Genomic DNA, 15352 nt, shown 5'->3' with positions numbered 1-15352 from the left:
CATGTAACATAATAGTAGTGAAAGGAGGAATTTTATTGATGTTACAGATTGAAAATTTAACAAAAGTATATCGTGGAGGTAAGGTTGCTGTAGATAAACTAAACCTTACGATAGAACAAGGAGAATTTATTGCATTTATAGGAACTAGTGGGAGTGGGAAAACAACAGCACTTCGGATGATTAATAGAATGGTAGAGCCTACAAGTGGCAAGCTTACACTTAATGGAAAAGATATTACTAAAATGAACGCCGTAACATTACGAAGGAGTATAGGCTACGTTATTCAACAAATTGGTTTAATGCCGCATATGACAATAAGGGATAATATTACACTCGTCCCACACTTATTAAAATGGCCACAGGAAAAGAAAGATGCAACAGCTCGCCGTTTAATTGAACTTGTAAATTTACCCCCATCCTATTTAGACTACTACCCAACACAACTTTCAGGTGGTCAACAGCAGCGTATTGGTGTTTTACGCGCACTTGCTGCAAATCAAGATATTATCTTAATGGATGAACCATTCGGTGCACTTGACCCCATTACACGCGATACACTTCAAGATCTCATCAAAGATATTCAGCAACGTTTAAATAAAACGATTATTTTCGTTACGCATGATATGGATGAAGCGATTAAACTTGCTGACCGCATTGCAATAATGCATGATGGAAAACTAATTCAATTTGATACACCAGATAATATTTTAGCAAATCCGGCTAATGATTTTGTTAAAGAATTTATCGGTTCACACCGACTTATTCAACAAAAACCCAATATTAAAACAGTTGATGAAGTTATGATTAAACCTATATCAATTACAATTGAAAAAAGTCTCGATGAGGCCATTCGTTTAATGGTGGAAAAGCGAGTAGACACGTTATTTGTAACAGATGGCGACAATCGACTACAAGGCTATTTAGATGTAGAAAGCTTTACGGGTGCACGTAAGACAAAGAAAAGTGTTTCAGAAGTTTATGAAAAAGAAGTCTTTTACGTAAAAACCGGTTCTAAATTACAGGATTCTGTCCGCAGAATTTTAAAGCGTAACTTAAAAAATATCCCTGTCGTCGATGAGGAGCACCGATTAGTCGGTTTAGTTACTCGTGCGAACATTGTTGATATCGTTTATGACACTATTTGGGGAGATGCAGAAACAGAAGTGGAAGAAAAGAAGGAGTTGATTCGTGAATGATTTCCTTTTTCACTGAAAACAGCTCTGAAATTTTATTAAAGACATGGGAACATTTTTATATTTCGATGATAGCTCTATTTCTTGGAGTTGTTGTTGCAGTTCCTGTTGGCATTCTTTTATCGAAATCAAAATATACAGCAAAAATTGTTTTAAGTATAACAAGCGTATTGCAAACCGTTCCTTCACTAGCATTACTCGCAGTCATGATTCCTTTTTTGGGTGTTGGAAAAGTACCTGCCATAATAGCGCTGTGTATTTATTCTTTACTGCCGATATTGAACAATACTTTTATAGGAATGCAATCGGTTAATGAAAATACAAAAGGTGCGGGCATAGCGATGGGGATGACAAGTTTCCAGTCTATTTTACTTGTAGAACTGCCACTAGCAATACCGGTAATTATGTCAGGTATACGACTTTCAGCGGTATATGTGATCTCATGGGCAACTCTTGCATCCTATATTGGAGCGGGTGGTTTAGGAGACTTCATTTTTAACGGATTAAACTTATACCAAACTGAGTTGATTGTAGGTGGGGCAATTATTGTAACATTGCTTGCGCTACTGGCAGATTTTCTATTATCGAAGCTCGAAAAATGGGTAACACCAAAAGGACTGAAAATTGAAGGAGGGCGTACATCATGAAAAACAAACTCCTGCTTCTAATTGTGTCAGTTGCAGCAATCTTAATAATAAGCTTCTTTTCGTTAACAATGAATCGACAAAATGACTCTATCAAGATTGCATCGGTCGTTACAACAGAAGGGCAAATTTTAGCCTATATGATGAAAGATATGATTGAACATTATACGGATGAAAAAGTGGAGCTTATTAATAATCTAGGTTCAAGTACTGTTCTACATCAAGCGATGCTGAATGGCGATGCAAATATATCAGCAGTTCGGTATACGGGGACGGATTTAACAGGGGCTCTGCAATCAGAGCCGATAAAAGATCCCGAAGAGGCTTTGGCCTATGTTCAAAAAACATTTGATGAACGTTTTAACCAAACATTCTTTGATTCCTATGGATTTGAAAATACGTATGCCTTTATGGTGACTAAAGAAACAGCAGAAAAATATAATTTACAAAAAGTGAGTGATTTAGCTAATGTTGCCGGTGAACTGGAGGCAGGAGTTGATACATCATGGATGAATCGTGAGGGGGATGGCTATAAAGCGTTTGTTGAAGCATATGGCTTTGATTTTGCAAGAACATACCCAATGCAAATAGGGTTAGTCTATGATGCAGTTGATTCTGGTGAGCTCGATGTTGTTCTTGGTTATACAACTGATGGGCGCATTGCTTCTTACGATTTAGTAGTTTTAGAGGATGATTTGAATTTCTTCCCCCCATATGATGCAAGTCCATTCGCTGATACGGCTTTATTAGAGGAAAAACCTGAAGTGAAAAAAGCAATTGAACGATTAATTGGTAAAATTTCTACGGAAACGATGCAAGAATTAAACTACTTAGCAGATAATAATTTAATAGAACCAGCAGTTGTAGCAGAACAATTTTTAATTGAACATAACTACTTTTCAGGGGGTGATGAGTAATGCAAGATATGACCCAGATGTCTAAAGTAGAGCAATTTTTCTTTTATATGCAGGAAAATGGCTTTTACGTGTTTAGTCAATTTATTGATCATTTTTTAATTTCAATATATGGAGTATTACTTGCAGCAGTCATCGGCATCCCGCTTGGAATTCTTATTGCAAAGTATGCGAAAGTATCAAGTGTCGTTATTACACTGGCAAATATTATTCAAACAATCCCGGCACTTGCCTTAATGGCAATTCTCATGCTTGTTCTCGGATTGGGAAAAACAACGGTTATTGTTACGGTGTTTTTCTATTCATTATTACCAATTATTAAAAATACTTATGTTGGTATTACTACGATTAATAAAAGTGTCACCGATGCAGGTCGAGGCATGGGCATGACAAAGGCTCAAGTATTATATATGGTTGAACTGCCGTTATCACTTTCGGTAATTATTACAGGAATTCGGATTGCGCTAGTCGTAGCCATCGGTGTTACTGCTATCGGTGCATTTATCGGTGCCGGTGGTCTAGGAGATATTATTATACGTGGTACTAACGCAACAGATGGAACTGCAATTATTTTAGCAGGTGCATTGCCAACGGCGTTAATGGCAATCCTATCTGATATTATATTGGGAATGATTGAAAGAAGATTAGATCCAGTAAAACGACAGCAAAAGAAAACCATTCAAACGATTTAATCGAGGATAAAGAAATAAGTGCTAGTCTCATCGATAGAGGCTAGCACTTATTTTAGTTCATTAAATCTTTAAGGCCAGGGCTATGTTCATTTGGCATTTCGGGTAAATCTGGAACAGGGTGCGGTGTGGGCGGATCGACAATTTGCAGTTCACTGTTATTTCGACTCGGTGTTTCCCCTTTAAATATTTCACCAACTCTGTGATCATCTAACCTGAAATTAAAGAATGCATTATGAAAGCCCATATCAATATATTTTCGACATTCAGGATATTTCGTAATGTCGTAGTTCGGAATTGGCAATAATTTTCCCCATTCTACTCCAAGGGTTTCGAGCGCTTTAGCAAATGCGTTTTGATGGGCATTATCTCGAACAATTAAAAAAGCCAATGTTTCCCGTAAAGTTTTGTTGGAACTCATTTCATAAATTCTTGTTTTTTGAAGCACACCAGTGGATTCAAGTACGAGGTTGTCAAGTAAATCTGCTATTAAATTCCCATGGGAGTAAACATAATTACCCATCCAAGGATTTCCTGCTGCATCTACAGGCAAGGAGCTTTGCGCACCCATGATAAAGTGGTGAGGATTAGCGTGTTTAATCGCTTCATCTAACGGTGCTTGATCGACTCCTGCATTACCAACTCCGGATTCTCCAGCACCGTTTAATAATTGGTTAATAGTTGTTTGGACTAGCTCAACATGACTAAGTTCTTCTAAAAAAATACCGCGGATTAGATCTCGATATTGCTTTGCATTACCACGAAAATTGGCACTTTGAAACGAAAACTGCATCATTGTTCGCATTTCCCCGAAGCGCCCACCAAGAGTTTCTTGCAGTACCTTTGCTGCTGCTGGATCTGGTTTATCCGGAACAATCATGTTAATTAAATCTTCTTTATAAAAATACATAGATTTTCCTCCCTTTTAAGTATGTTTTCGATGAAAGTATGGGTTTGTACAATTTTTTTATTCACATACAGGAGTATTAAAACTTTTTAATCGACTAGAAACATGACTTTATCGATTGTCGCTTAAAAAAGAAGAGAAATGATAAAACTTTATGTAGTGTATGAAAACATTTGAAGGTTGGGAATGGTACAGGATGGAACATTACGATGTAATCATAGTAGGCTCAGGATTAGCGGGTTTAACTGCGGCTTTAGAGTTAACCACTAATGGAAAGAAGGTGCTTATACTTGAAAAGGAAAAAGTAATTGGAGGAAGAACATCTTCGTGGGATGAAGATGGAATGGTAGTTGAATCGGGATTTCATCGTCACATCGGGTATTATAAAGCGTTGCCACAAGTCTTAAAAAAGGTAGGGGTAAATATAGATGCTATTGTTCAATGGGAGGAGAATATTGATGTTCGTATTAAAGGGAAAAAGGATGCTATAACGTTTGGGGTATCTCCTATCTTTGGACCGTTGGACATGATTAAAGGAATTCTAGGGAATAATGATATTCTTTCATGGAAAGACAAATTGTCATTATTGAGGTTTTTTACAAGTGGTTTTTTGCAATATCTAAAGAATCCAGATGCATTAGATCAATTTAATATAAGAGACTATGCAACTAAACATAATGTTAGTGAAAATGCATTACATTATGCTGTTATTCCATTAAGCGCGGGTATTTTCTTTTTACCACCTGAAAGATACTCTGCAAAAGTATTTTTCGGTTTATTCTTTCCAGCTATACCACGTTTTTATCGAATGAGAGTTGGCGCTTACTTAGGGGGAATGACTGAGCTTTTAGCAAGACCGATTGCTCAATTTGTTGAATTCCAGAATGGTGTTATTAAAACAGGTACGAAGGTACTAAGCCTAGTATTTGAAAACGAGGCTGTAATAGGAGTGATTTTAGAAGAAGGCTCCAAAATTTATGCGAAGGATATAATATTAGCCACTCATTTAGGGGGAACGAAGGAAATATTAAAAAAACATTTTATTGATCATCCTTCATTGGAAAATCTGTTTAAGTTGCCTACTATGCCAGCTGTAACAATACAAATGGAATTTACAAAACCTGTACTTCCTTATGATCGTACGACATTTGGACCATTAACTTCACTTGCAAGTTTTGCGGAACAATCCCGCTCAACGTTTACACATGTTCAAGGAAGGCTCTCTATCATTTTAACTCCCCCAGAAGCATTTTTAAATATGGAGAGCAAGGATATTTTAAAGCATGTACAAAAGGAAGCAAGAGAGTTAGGGCTGGATTTAGAGACAAATTTGATAGACTACCGGATCGTCAGCCGCTCGGATGACTTTTATAGTTTGGAACCAAACCTTGATCATTTAAGGCCAAATCAGAAAACGGAAATTAAAGGTTTAACCTTAGCTGGAGATTATACGCGGCAGCCTTATTATGCAACGATGGAAGGTGCTGTTGTGTCAGGATTGAAGGCTGCGAACCTAATATTAAAAAAGAACTAATTATCCAAAAGTATAGAATATGAGAGGTGTAGTACATTGCCGCATATAAAAATCAACGGGGGTAATTTGTATTATGAAACAAGGGGAGAGGGAATTCCTATTGTTTTTATTCACCCTCCGTTACTAACTGGTATAAATTTTATGTATCAATTTGAGCATTTATCGAATAAGTATAAAATCATTACATTTGATATACGCGGTCATGGGCAAAGTGGATACTCAAGCCGGGTAATCGACTATTCTCTTATTGTTGAAGATATAATTTTACTTTTAAATGAGTTAAAAATAAAGAAGGCATTTCTTTGTGGTTATTCAACAGGAGGATCAATTGTTCTAGAATTTTTGCAAATGCATTCTGAACGGGCTTTTGGAGGAATAGTGATTAGTGGAATGTCTGAAGTAAACGATTATTATTTAAAGTTAAGAATTCTAACAGCAGCCGGCCTTTCAACTAAAAAAACATTTCCCCTTTTAACATATGCTATTACGAGGGGGAACGCCAACACACAACAATGTTTTAAAAGGATGCAGCAAGCATCATCAAAAGGAGACATACGTAATATTAAACAATATTATCAATTTAGTTTAAAATATAACTGTACGAATCAGCTCCATAAAATATCGGTGCCTATATTGCTCGTATATGGAGCAAAAGATAAGGTATTTCATAAATATGCCTACATTCTTCAAGAAAAACTTCCGGAAAATGAGCTAGTGTTATTAGAAAATGAACATCATCAAATTCCAACGAAAGCACCTCAAAAATTACATGATGTAATGCAAAGGTTTATTCAATCGTACATAAGGGAAAACCCATTTATGGTTTAACGTATTGAGTAAAAAGAAGGGTTTTAAAAAATGATTAATTTTATAGGAATAACACATGATAACAACTTTGAAAATGTAACGATTGATAACGCCATATTATCTAACTATAAATGGTTTTGGGTAGATTTTAGTGAGCCAACAGATGAAGAACTAAAACACTTATCTAATACGTTTCATTTTCATCCCCTTGCAATAGAAGATTGCGTTCAAGAATTTCAGCGGCCAAAGTTAGATTACTACAATAATTATACTTTTTATGTAACGCATATTGTTCGAGAAGAGCGTAACGAAATTATTAAAGAAGAATTAGATTTTTTTGTAGGAGAAAGCTGTATTGTAACATTTCATAAGGTTCCTTCAATAGAAGTAACAAAAGTTTGGACTCGTTTTTTATCACAAGAATCTATAGAAAATTGGGATCCATACTATATCTTTTATGAAATACTGGATAAAATCGTCGATAATTATTTTCCGCTTGTCTATCGAATTGAGGACGAATTAGAAAAGATGGTTGAAAATAACCAAAGTCATTCAATGAATTTTCTAATGAACGAGTTGTTTGAAACGAGAAATATGCTCCTAAACCTTTTGCATACGATAAATCCAATGCGGGATTTACTTTATCGAATGTTAAATTCACATCATTTAAATTTAAATAGGATTAGTGAAAGAAGAGAGTATTTTTCAGATATTTATGATCATCTTCTAAAGCTTTCTGAAATGGTAATGACAAATCGAGAAGTCACTGCGGACATAAGAGATAGTTATTTATCTTTAAGTTCGCAACAAACGAATAACGTCATGAAATTGTTAACTATTATAACTTCTATTTTTGCACCTTTAACTTTTATTGCAGGAATTTATGGCATGAATTTTGAAAATATTCCTGAACTATCATGGAAGTATGGATATTTTCTATCACTCGGATTAATGGCTCTAATTGGCGTCACAATGCTTCTTTGGTTTAAAAAGAAAGGCTGGTTTAAATAGGTTTTGTAAAAACATTATTCATTTCATTTTTAAACTCAATAGAATAAGCAATACCCCGCTAAATAAGCAAACCATTTTTAAATAAGATATTTTTTCGCTTATGCCAGCGATGCCAATCCCTGTCGTAATAATTAAAACAGTAGGCCCTACTAAAGCTAGTAAAGAGTTAATAGCTAAAGCTTTTTCAAGATCATTAAATTTAAACATTAATCCTGCTGCTGTTATTTCAAGACTTCCAGATAAGATTCGCAATAAGACCATATAAATTAGTGCACTTTCCAACATTCACCCTCCATTTAGCATTACTTATATGAAAGTGTATGTTTGTCCAAGAAAGTTTAGTATAAAAAAGGAGGTGCTCCAAGACTAGGAGCACCTCCTTTCAGACTGTAGACAAACTCGAAAATTCGAGTTTGCCTACAGTCTTTTTTCTTTTAAAATAAAATTAATAACCCTTTTTGAATAAGTTAGTTGATTTCCGTTTCGGCGGACGCTTTCCGCGGGCGTGGGCCAATCCTCCTCGTCGCTACGCTCCTGCGGGGTATCGGCCGTCACGCTTTTCCCGCAGGAGTCGCCGCCTACACTACAATCAACTACTTCTAAATATACGTTGAGGTGAATGGAAATGATGTCGAAAAATCAAATAAATGAACGCGATCAAATTGAGATGATTACGATTGAAGAACTTGTACCAAAAGACCATCTTGTTAGAAAGCTTGAATCAGCCATTGATTTTTCTTTCATCTATCCACTAGTAGAACCGCTGTATTCTAAATTAGGTCGCCCGAGTGTTGACCCAGTCGTATTAATCAAAATGACATTTGTTCAATATGTATTTGGAATCCGTTCAATGCGTCAAACAATAAAAGAAATCGAAACGAATATGGCGTATCGATGGTTTTTAGGATTTGGCTTCCATTCAGAAGTACCACACTTTTCAACCTTCGGTAAAAACTATGAACGTCGTTTTCAAGACACAGATATCTTTGAACAGATTTTCTATCGAATACTTAAAGAAATTGCTGATAAAGGATTACTAAGTGCTGACCATGTTTTCATCGATTCAACGCATGTTAAAGCGAGTGCGAATAAACGTAAATTCGAGAAGAAGATGGTACGTAAAGAGACTCGGGCATATGAAGCTAAACTTCAAGAAGAATTGAATCAAGATCGGATTGATCATGGGAAGAAACCATTCCCACCAGATAAATTTGAAAAAGAAGAGATAAAGGAAATTAAAGAAAGTACGACAGACCCTGAAAGTGGCTACTATGTAAAAGATGAACGAACTAAGCAGTTTGCTTACTCATTTCATGCGGCAGCTGACCGCTATGGATTTATACTCGGATCAATTGTGACACCTGGTAATGTTCATGATAGTCATATGCTTCAACCACTTGTTGAAAAGGTAATGGAAAAAGTGAAAAAGCCACTTGCTGTTGCTGCCGATGCTGCTTATAAAACACCTGCGATTACTAAATTCTTATTTGAACATGATATTCAACCAGCACTTCCTTATACACGACCAAAAACAAAGGATGGATTTTTACGCAAACATGAATATGTCTATGATGAGTATTATGATTGCTATCTTTGCCCGGAAGGGCAAGTCCTTAAATATGCGACAACGACTAAAGATGGGAAACGCCAATATAAATCAAACCCTACTCAGTGTGTAAACTGTCCTTTACTTACTCAATGTACAAGTAGTAAGGATCACAGAAAAATCATTGAACGTCATATTTGGGCACATCATGTAGAGGAAGCGGATCATCTTCGTCATCAAAGTGATATCAAACAAATATATGCTAGACGTAAAGAAACGATTGAACGTGTCTTTGCAGATGCAAAAGAAAAGCATGGTATGCGATGGACAACCCTACGTGGAATTAAAAAATTGTCTATGCAGGCGATGCTTACTTTTGCTGCCATGAATTTAAAAAAGCTTGCTAATTGGACGTGGCAAGCTTCAGAAATGGCCTAAAATATAATACTCGAAGAGTGTTTTTACCCCAAATAAGTCGGTTAAATACCCAATAATCTATTAAAATTACAAAAGACCTTCAGAATAAGCCCATTCTGAAGGTCTTTTGTCAACAACCTGAAAGGAGGTGCTCCAAGACTAGGAGCACCTCCTTTTGATAATAAAATTAAAGTTTATTAATTACACCGTGTAAAGTTTCTTTCAACTCTGCATCGTAGTCAGCTAGTTCAACAAGGTTTGCTAAACGTTCACGTAAAATTGGACGTTCAATAACTAATTGCTCATCTAGTACACCAACTAATAATTCGATAATTAATCGGTCGCGGATTGTTAAAGCTTCATCAACGCGTTCTGGTGTAATTTTTGCATCTAATTTTAATGATTTACTGCCCATTGTTTTACCCCCTAGTATTTACTAAAAACCATTTTAGCATAATATTTAAGTTTAATAAATAACGGCGATAAAATGATATTAATATAGTTTTTCTCATCGTTTTTCTGAAAAAATCTATTAAATTTAAAGGGATTTAAAAGTAGTATTTAGAATATATATTTAATAGAAGGGAGAGAGAAAATAATGAGAGGAACAATTAATAACAAAAAACGAGAAATATCTGAAGAAAACGCATATCATTTTTTAAAACATGCACAAGTTGCTCATGTTGCTACAGTGGGAGAGGACGGCTATCCATACGTAATTCCTTTTGTATTTGTATATGAGGGGGGAACAAAACTTTATCTTCATATAGGAAATTTACGTGAAAGTCATTTTTGGTCAAATATTAAAAATAATCCAAGGGTGAGTATTGAAGTGTGTGAAATGGGCGATATCGTTCCTGGGAGAAAATACGCTTGTCAGTCCGCATTGGGGTACACAAGTGTAGTATTATTCGGAACGGTTAAACATAATGAGGAAATCCCGCGAAAAGAATGGTTTTATGATTGTTTATGGAGAAAGTATGGAGACCCAAATTGGACTTTCGAAAAAGATGGCTATCCAGCTTTACCTAAAACAGAATTATTTGAAGTAGAAATTGAAAAGATAACAGGTAAATATAGTGATGCTATTGGTCACTAAAATTATCGATTAACATAAAAAACCAGAGAGCAGTGCATCTCTGGTTTTTCACATTAAATCATTTTTAATAATGCCTCTTCGCCGATTGTACCTTTTATAATGCCGAGTTTTTCTGCTTCGTACGTAACAGATTCAAGCGGAGCTTTTAATAATTCATCAATTGTTCTTACCCCAACCGCTCTGCCTGCAATAATTTTACGATCTGCCAATTTACTGTTTAACAGACCAACGTCTAATGCGCCACACATAATATAGCCATTCTCATTTGATACTGTTAACAATGTTGTTTTAGGTAAACGTACAGTGACAGCGGTAAACATATGACCATGTAATTCGATTGGTTCTATTGAAACCATATTGATCGCCCCCTCACTCTATAAAATATGGGGATGGGAAAAAAGTGTTCGTAGTATTTCTATCTAAATACGATTTAACTAAAAATAAAACCATTTTTACAATATGATTGGACCATAGTATTCTTTTATAAAGAGGGTGTAAGCATATGTATAGTGTTTTATCTGAATTAAGCCAAATTATTAGTTATCCCATCACTGTTTTTTTAAACTCTTATAATCATTCTCCAATAATAATCGCAATCTTGTTAGGTTGTATTAGTGCATTTGCTCCTTGCCAAATAACAGGAAATATTAGTGCGATATCTTTTTATGGCAACCGGACAATACAAAAGGAAACAATATGGATTGAGATAACTTCTTTCATTTTTGGGAAGGTTGTTATTTTTAGTTTAATCGGTTGGTTCGCTTGGATCTTTGGTCAATCCTTTGAATCAGAAATGACAAAATACTTTCCTATTTTCCGTAAATTAATCGGACCATTATTAATAATTACTGGATTAGTGCTTATTGGGATGTTAAAACTTAAATTTATAAACCGTCTAACAATACATATACCAGTAATTATGAAAGAAGGGAAAATTGGCTCTTTTTTATTAGGAGCTACTTTTTCGCTGGCTTTTTGCCCAACAATGTTTGTGTTGTTCTTTGTATGGCTAATGCCGACAGTTATTTCGAGTTCATATGGTTTTTTCTTGCCTGCTGTTTTTGGAGTTGCAACATCAATGCCACTGCTTATTATTTTTGCTTTAATTGAAGTATTTAATGCAAAACGTTTGATAATGAAGAAGAGCAAAATTATCGGAAACCTAATTCAAAAATTGACCGGGGCGATTCTTCTTATAATTGGCTTTTTTGATGCTATCACCTATTGGGGAATATGATTTTAAATAAAGCGCATAAAATGACCAATTTCATTCATACTAATAAAGATTTCACATAAGAAATCTAACATGATGAATAGGGGTGTGACGAGTGGACAGAAAGGGTTTTATGAATCCTGGTTCAAAGAAGACATACCAAAACTGGGAAAAGCCGAAGATTCAGAAGTCTCAAATGAATGGTCAAACGGAGATTTCACTCCACAACCAAATATTGAGATCAGAAGCGAAAGCTAGACAGTTTTAGAACATCATGTAAGATTTAAGTGAATCATGGCCCGGAATTTATTCCGGGTTTTTTTATTTTATATTCTTCCATGTTCTGCTAATCTATATGAAATATAATATAAAACTTTTTGAAACATATAATATTACAAAGTAAAGAGGGGGACTTTGCTTTGAGTAATAAAAGAATATTATGGATAATGTCCATCGCTCAATTTTTAGCAATGCAAGTATGGTTTAACTTTTCGGCTGTAATGCCAGTTATAGAGAAAGAATGGGATTTAACCTCTACACAATCCGGAGTTATTATAACTTTTTTTCATATTGGTTATGTGGCGGCGATAATTTTATATAGTATTTTGATTGATAAATATAATCCCAAATATTTTTTTGTATATGGTGCATTAGCTGCTGGAATTTCTGGTCTAATTTTTGCTATGTTTGCGCAAAGTTTTTGGTCAATTTTACTATTACGCATGATCTCTGGAATAGGAATCGCAGGAGTCTATGTACCGGGGATGAGAATGCTAACAAATCTATTTGAACCTAATGAGAGAGGCTCAGCATTAGGCGTCTATGTAGGGTCTTTAGTAGTTGGTTCGGGTTTTTCGCTGTTTATTTCAGGTCTACTCATTGATATTATCGGCTGGGAGGGCGTGATATTTGTTACTTCGAGCTTCAGTTTAGCTGCAGCTGTATTAATGTATCTTTTAAAGATTCCGTCTATAAAAAATAATACGTCGATAACATTAAAAAAAGATATTTTCAAACGAGTATTTCGCAAAGAAAACCTCCTTATAAATGGAGGCTATGCAGGGCATACTTGGGAGCTTTACTCTATGTGGGCATGGATTGGTCCATTTTTAGTTTATTACTTTTCTATACATGGTTATTCTCAATCGCAGTCTATACAATTTGGTAATTTATTAGGTGCGATTGTTATTATGATTGGTGGAGTAGCTACATATATCGGAGGTAAATTATCTGATTCATTTGGAAGAATAAAAATGGTAAATGTTTTTTTAATAATTAGTATTACATGTTCATTATGTATAGGTTGGCTCTTAGAAATTCCGTTATTAGTCATGCTTTTCCTTGTAGTTATTTATGGATTTACAATTGTAGCAGACTCACCTATTTATAATGTAGCAATTTCTGAAGTATCTGATCCTGAAGTGATTGGTCTAGCATTAGGTGTACAATCAGTATTAGGTTTTTCAACAACGATTTTTTCACCGCTTATTTTTGGGATAGTTTTGGAGTGGTTTAATTGGGGAATGGCGTTTTCAGTAATAGGAATAGTAACAATAACCGCACCAATCTGTATGTTTTGCTTGGGTCGTATTCAAAAAAACCGCAATACAAAAAGTGAAGCAACTTAGAAAAGGAAATTAATAATTAAATGAAAAATCTCAAGCCCAGAAAATTTTTCTGGGCTTTTTTATTTTATCCCCTAGATAAAAAATTATAATGATTAGTTCAGATTGAAATGGAGAATTATAAAGTTAAGTCCTTATGAGGAGTTGTATTTTTGTGAAAGATATTTTAAAGAATCCAGTATTTACTATAGCCGCAATAATTATTACGATTTTAGTTGTAATAGGAGCTTTATTTCCGAAACAGTTTGGTGATGTAGCAAATAAAATTTTTAATATGACTACTCAAAACTTTTCTTGGTTTTATTTGCTTTCAGTCTTCGCTATTGTTATATTTCTAATATTTTTAGCAGTAAGTAAATATGGCTCTATTCGCCTTGGTGGAAACGAGGCAAAACCTGAATTTTCATTTTTGACATGGATCTCAATGCTGTTCTCCGCCGGGTTGGGTGTAGGATTAGTATTTTGGGGTGTTGCTGAGCCAATGAGCCATTTTTATACTACCCCGTCTGCTGATACAGAACCTCTTACAACAGAAGCGGCAAGGTTGGCAATGGGGTATTCGTTCTTCCACTGGGGAATTAGTCAATGGTCTGTATATGCATTAATGGGACTTGTGATGTGCTATATTCAATTTAATAAAAAGAAAGACTTATTAATTTCAACATCATTGGAACCTCTTATAGGGACAAAAAAGAGTTTGAAAAATTTAATTGATATTTTAGCTGTTATTGCAACGGTAATGGGTGTTGCTACATCTGTTGGTTTAGGAGTATTGCAAACAAACGGTGGATTAAATGCGGTCTTCGATTGGCCGGTAAATTTTGCATTACAGCTTGTGATAATTGGTGTTATGTTTATTGGCTACATGTTGTCTTCTACTACAGGTATACAAAAAGGAATTAAGTATTTAAGTAACCTAAACATGGGATTAGCAATTTTGTTGCTTGGCTTTGTTTTTATAATGGGACCGACTGTATTTATTTTAGAAACATTTACGTTGGCTATTGGTGATTATATTACTCATTTTGTGGAATATAGTTTACGTTTGCAGCCGTATCAAGAAGGAGAATGGGTGAAGCATTGGACGATCTTTTACTGGGCTTGGGCAATCTCCTGGTCACCATTTGTTGGTACATTTATTGCCAGAGTTTCAAGGGGAAGAACAATCCGTGAATTTATTGTAGGTGTGCTTATTATCCCTCCGGTGATATCTTGCTTTTGGATTGCAACCTTTGGTGGAACTGCACTATGGTTTGATTTACACAAAGGAACAAATATTGCAACTTTAGTTAATGAAGATATTACAGTAGCGTTATTTGAAACGTTAAACAACTTACCCTTATCATTAATTGCTTCTATAATCGGTATAATATTAATCTTTACTTTTTTAATTACATCTGCGGACTCAGCTACGTTTATAATGGCAAGCATGACATCTAAAGGCTCTATGAATCCCGCGGTTATTACAAAATTAACTTGGGGAGTATTAATGGCAGCTATTTCAGCAGTTTTATTATATGCTGGTGGATTAGATGCTCTACAGACTGCCTCATTAATTGCAGCACTGCCATTTACGGTAATATTATTGATGCTGGGAGTAACATTATGGAGAATGTTAATCAAAGAAGTGATTCCAATAAAGAAAAATGAAATTAAGCGCCTAAAAAAAATGCGCGAACATATAGAACGTGAAAATCAGCAAAAAAACACCAAAAAATAAAATGGATTCTATGCCGAGTATAAATGCTATTAT

Annotated in this window: 17 protein-coding genes; 13 read left to right on the top strand and 4 right to left on the bottom strand. The window is 35.0% G+C overall.

Annotated features, from left to right (window positions below; translation table 11 throughout):
* Nucleotides 1–38: 38 nt before the first annotated feature.
* The 4 genes from MKY04_RS20505 to MKY04_RS20490 are packed head-to-tail and all read left to right on the top strand — an operon-like array spanning nucleotide 39 to nucleotide 3443.
* Nucleotides 39–1196, top strand: coding sequence for a betaine/proline/choline family ABC transporter ATP-binding protein (locus MKY04_RS20505; protein WP_126294552.1), 1158 nt, complete (start codon nucleotides 39–41; stop codon nucleotides 1194–1196).
* A complete protein-coding gene (locus tag MKY04_RS20500; RefSeq protein WP_126294551.1) occupies nucleotides 1193–1840 on the top strand; it encodes an ABC transporter permease in 648 nt (215 codons plus the stop codon). Before MKY04_RS20505 ends, MKY04_RS20500 begins: the two co-directional genes overlap by 4 nt.
* The gene (locus MKY04_RS20495) at nucleotides 1837–2754 is read left to right on the top strand and encodes an osmoprotectant ABC transporter substrate-binding protein (protein ID WP_126294550.1); all 918 of its coding nucleotides are present in this window, start codon (nucleotides 1837–1839) and stop codon (nucleotides 2752–2754) included. The genes MKY04_RS20500 and MKY04_RS20495 overlap by 4 nt, the downstream gene beginning before the upstream one ends.
* Nucleotides 2754–3443 carry an ABC transporter permease gene (locus MKY04_RS20490; RefSeq protein ID WP_126294549.1) on the top strand — a complete coding sequence of 230 codons (690 nt, stop codon included), beginning with the start codon at nucleotides 2754–2756 and terminating at the stop codon, nucleotides 3441–3443. Before MKY04_RS20495 ends, MKY04_RS20490 begins: the two co-directional genes overlap by 1 nt.
* Nucleotides 3444–3495: 52 nt before the next feature.
* On the opposite strand, the gene MKY04_RS20485 is transcribed toward MKY04_RS20490, so the two are convergent.
* Nucleotides 3496–4350, bottom strand: a complete 855-nt coding sequence (locus tag MKY04_RS20485; protein WP_126294548.1) for a manganese catalase family protein — start codon at nucleotides 4348–4350, stop codon at nucleotides 3496–3498.
* Nucleotides 4351–4543: 193 nt separating this feature from the next.
* Between MKY04_RS20485 and MKY04_RS20480 the strand changes: the two genes are divergently transcribed.
* Genes MKY04_RS20480 through corA form a run of 3 tightly spaced genes read left to right on the top strand, consistent with a single transcriptional unit; the run spans nucleotide 4544 to nucleotide 7699 of the window.
* Nucleotides 4544–5881: a hydroxysqualene dehydroxylase gene (locus tag MKY04_RS20480; RefSeq protein WP_126294566.1), complete on the top strand. Its 1338-nt coding sequence runs from the start codon at nucleotides 4544–4546 to the stop codon at nucleotides 5879–5881.
* A 36-nt stretch (nucleotides 5882–5917) separates the two neighbouring features.
* Nucleotides 5918–6709, top strand: a complete 792-nt coding sequence (locus tag MKY04_RS20475; protein ID WP_126294547.1) for an alpha/beta fold hydrolase — start codon at nucleotides 5918–5920, stop codon at nucleotides 6707–6709.
* A 30-nt stretch (nucleotides 6710–6739) separates the two neighbouring features.
* The gene (gene corA / locus MKY04_RS20470) at nucleotides 6740–7699 is read left to right on the top strand and encodes a magnesium/cobalt transporter CorA (RefSeq protein WP_126294546.1); all 960 of its coding nucleotides are present in this window, start codon (nucleotides 6740–6742) and stop codon (nucleotides 7697–7699) included.
* 18 nt (nucleotides 7700–7717) lie between these two features.
* Here the strand turns inward: corA and MKY04_RS20465 are convergent, their stop codons facing one another.
* The gene (locus MKY04_RS20465) at nucleotides 7718–7984 is read right to left on the bottom strand and encodes a YqhV family protein (RefSeq protein ID WP_126294545.1); all 267 of its coding nucleotides are present in this window, start codon (nucleotides 7982–7984) and stop codon (nucleotides 7718–7720) included.
* Between the two features lie 340 nt (nucleotides 7985–8324).
* On the opposite strand from MKY04_RS20465, the gene MKY04_RS20460 reads away from it, so the two are divergent.
* Complete coding sequence (locus MKY04_RS20460; protein WP_346235861.1) at nucleotides 8325–9683, top strand: IS1182 family transposase; 1359 nt, start codon at nucleotides 8325–8327, stop codon at nucleotides 9681–9683.
* A 166-nt stretch (nucleotides 9684–9849) separates the two neighbouring features.
* Here MKY04_RS20460 and MKY04_RS20455 read toward each other — a convergent pair whose 3' ends face one another.
* Nucleotides 9850–10077 carry a phosphate-starvation-inducible protein PsiE gene (locus MKY04_RS20455; protein ID WP_126294544.1) on the bottom strand — a complete coding sequence of 76 codons (228 nt, stop codon included), beginning with the start codon at nucleotides 10075–10077 and terminating at the stop codon, nucleotides 9850–9852.
* A 183-nt stretch (nucleotides 10078–10260) separates the two neighbouring features.
* Here MKY04_RS20455 and MKY04_RS20450 point away from each other — a divergent pair, with 183 nt between their 5' ends.
* A complete protein-coding gene (locus MKY04_RS20450; protein ID WP_126294543.1) occupies nucleotides 10261–10761 on the top strand; it encodes a pyridoxamine 5'-phosphate oxidase family protein in 501 nt (166 codons plus the stop codon).
* Between the two features lie 53 nt (nucleotides 10762–10814).
* On the opposite strand, the gene MKY04_RS20445 is transcribed toward MKY04_RS20450, so the two are convergent.
* Nucleotides 10815–11117 (bottom strand): YunC family protein, encoded by a 303-nt coding sequence (locus tag MKY04_RS20445; RefSeq protein ID WP_126294542.1) that lies wholly within the window; start codon nucleotides 11115–11117, stop codon nucleotides 10815–10817.
* Between the two features lie 146 nt (nucleotides 11118–11263).
* On the opposite strand from MKY04_RS20445, the gene MKY04_RS20440 reads away from it, so the two are divergent.
* From MKY04_RS20440 to MKY04_RS20425, 4 genes are all read left to right on the top strand, one after another.
* Nucleotides 11264–11998: a sulfite exporter TauE/SafE family protein gene (locus MKY04_RS20440; RefSeq protein ID WP_126294541.1), complete on the top strand. Its 735-nt coding sequence runs from the start codon at nucleotides 11264–11266 to the stop codon at nucleotides 11996–11998.
* Nucleotides 11999–12107: 109 nt separating this feature from the next.
* Complete coding sequence (locus MKY04_RS20435; RefSeq protein ID WP_185807730.1) at nucleotides 12108–12242, top strand: YpzG family protein; 135 nt, start codon at nucleotides 12108–12110, stop codon at nucleotides 12240–12242.
* A 151-nt stretch (nucleotides 12243–12393) separates the two neighbouring features.
* Nucleotides 12394–13602 carry an MFS transporter gene (locus MKY04_RS20430; RefSeq protein ID WP_126294539.1) on the top strand — a complete coding sequence of 403 codons (1209 nt, stop codon included), beginning with the start codon at nucleotides 12394–12396 and terminating at the stop codon, nucleotides 13600–13602.
* A gap of 133 nt (nucleotides 13603–13735) precedes the next feature.
* Nucleotides 13736–15319, top strand: a complete 1584-nt coding sequence (locus tag MKY04_RS20425) for a BCCT family transporter (RefSeq protein ID WP_346235064.1) — start codon at nucleotides 13736–13738, stop codon at nucleotides 15317–15319.
* Nucleotides 15320–15352 lie beyond the last annotated feature (33 nt).

The sequence above is a fragment of the Lysinibacillus telephonicus genome, assembly GCF_039654155.1.
In the GTDB taxonomy this organism is placed as follows: Bacteria; Bacillota; Bacilli; order Bacillales_A; family Planococcaceae; genus Ureibacillus; species Ureibacillus telephonicus.
Note: the sequence above shows the minus strand (reverse complement) of the source record. Positions and strands in the feature narration are given on the sequence as shown.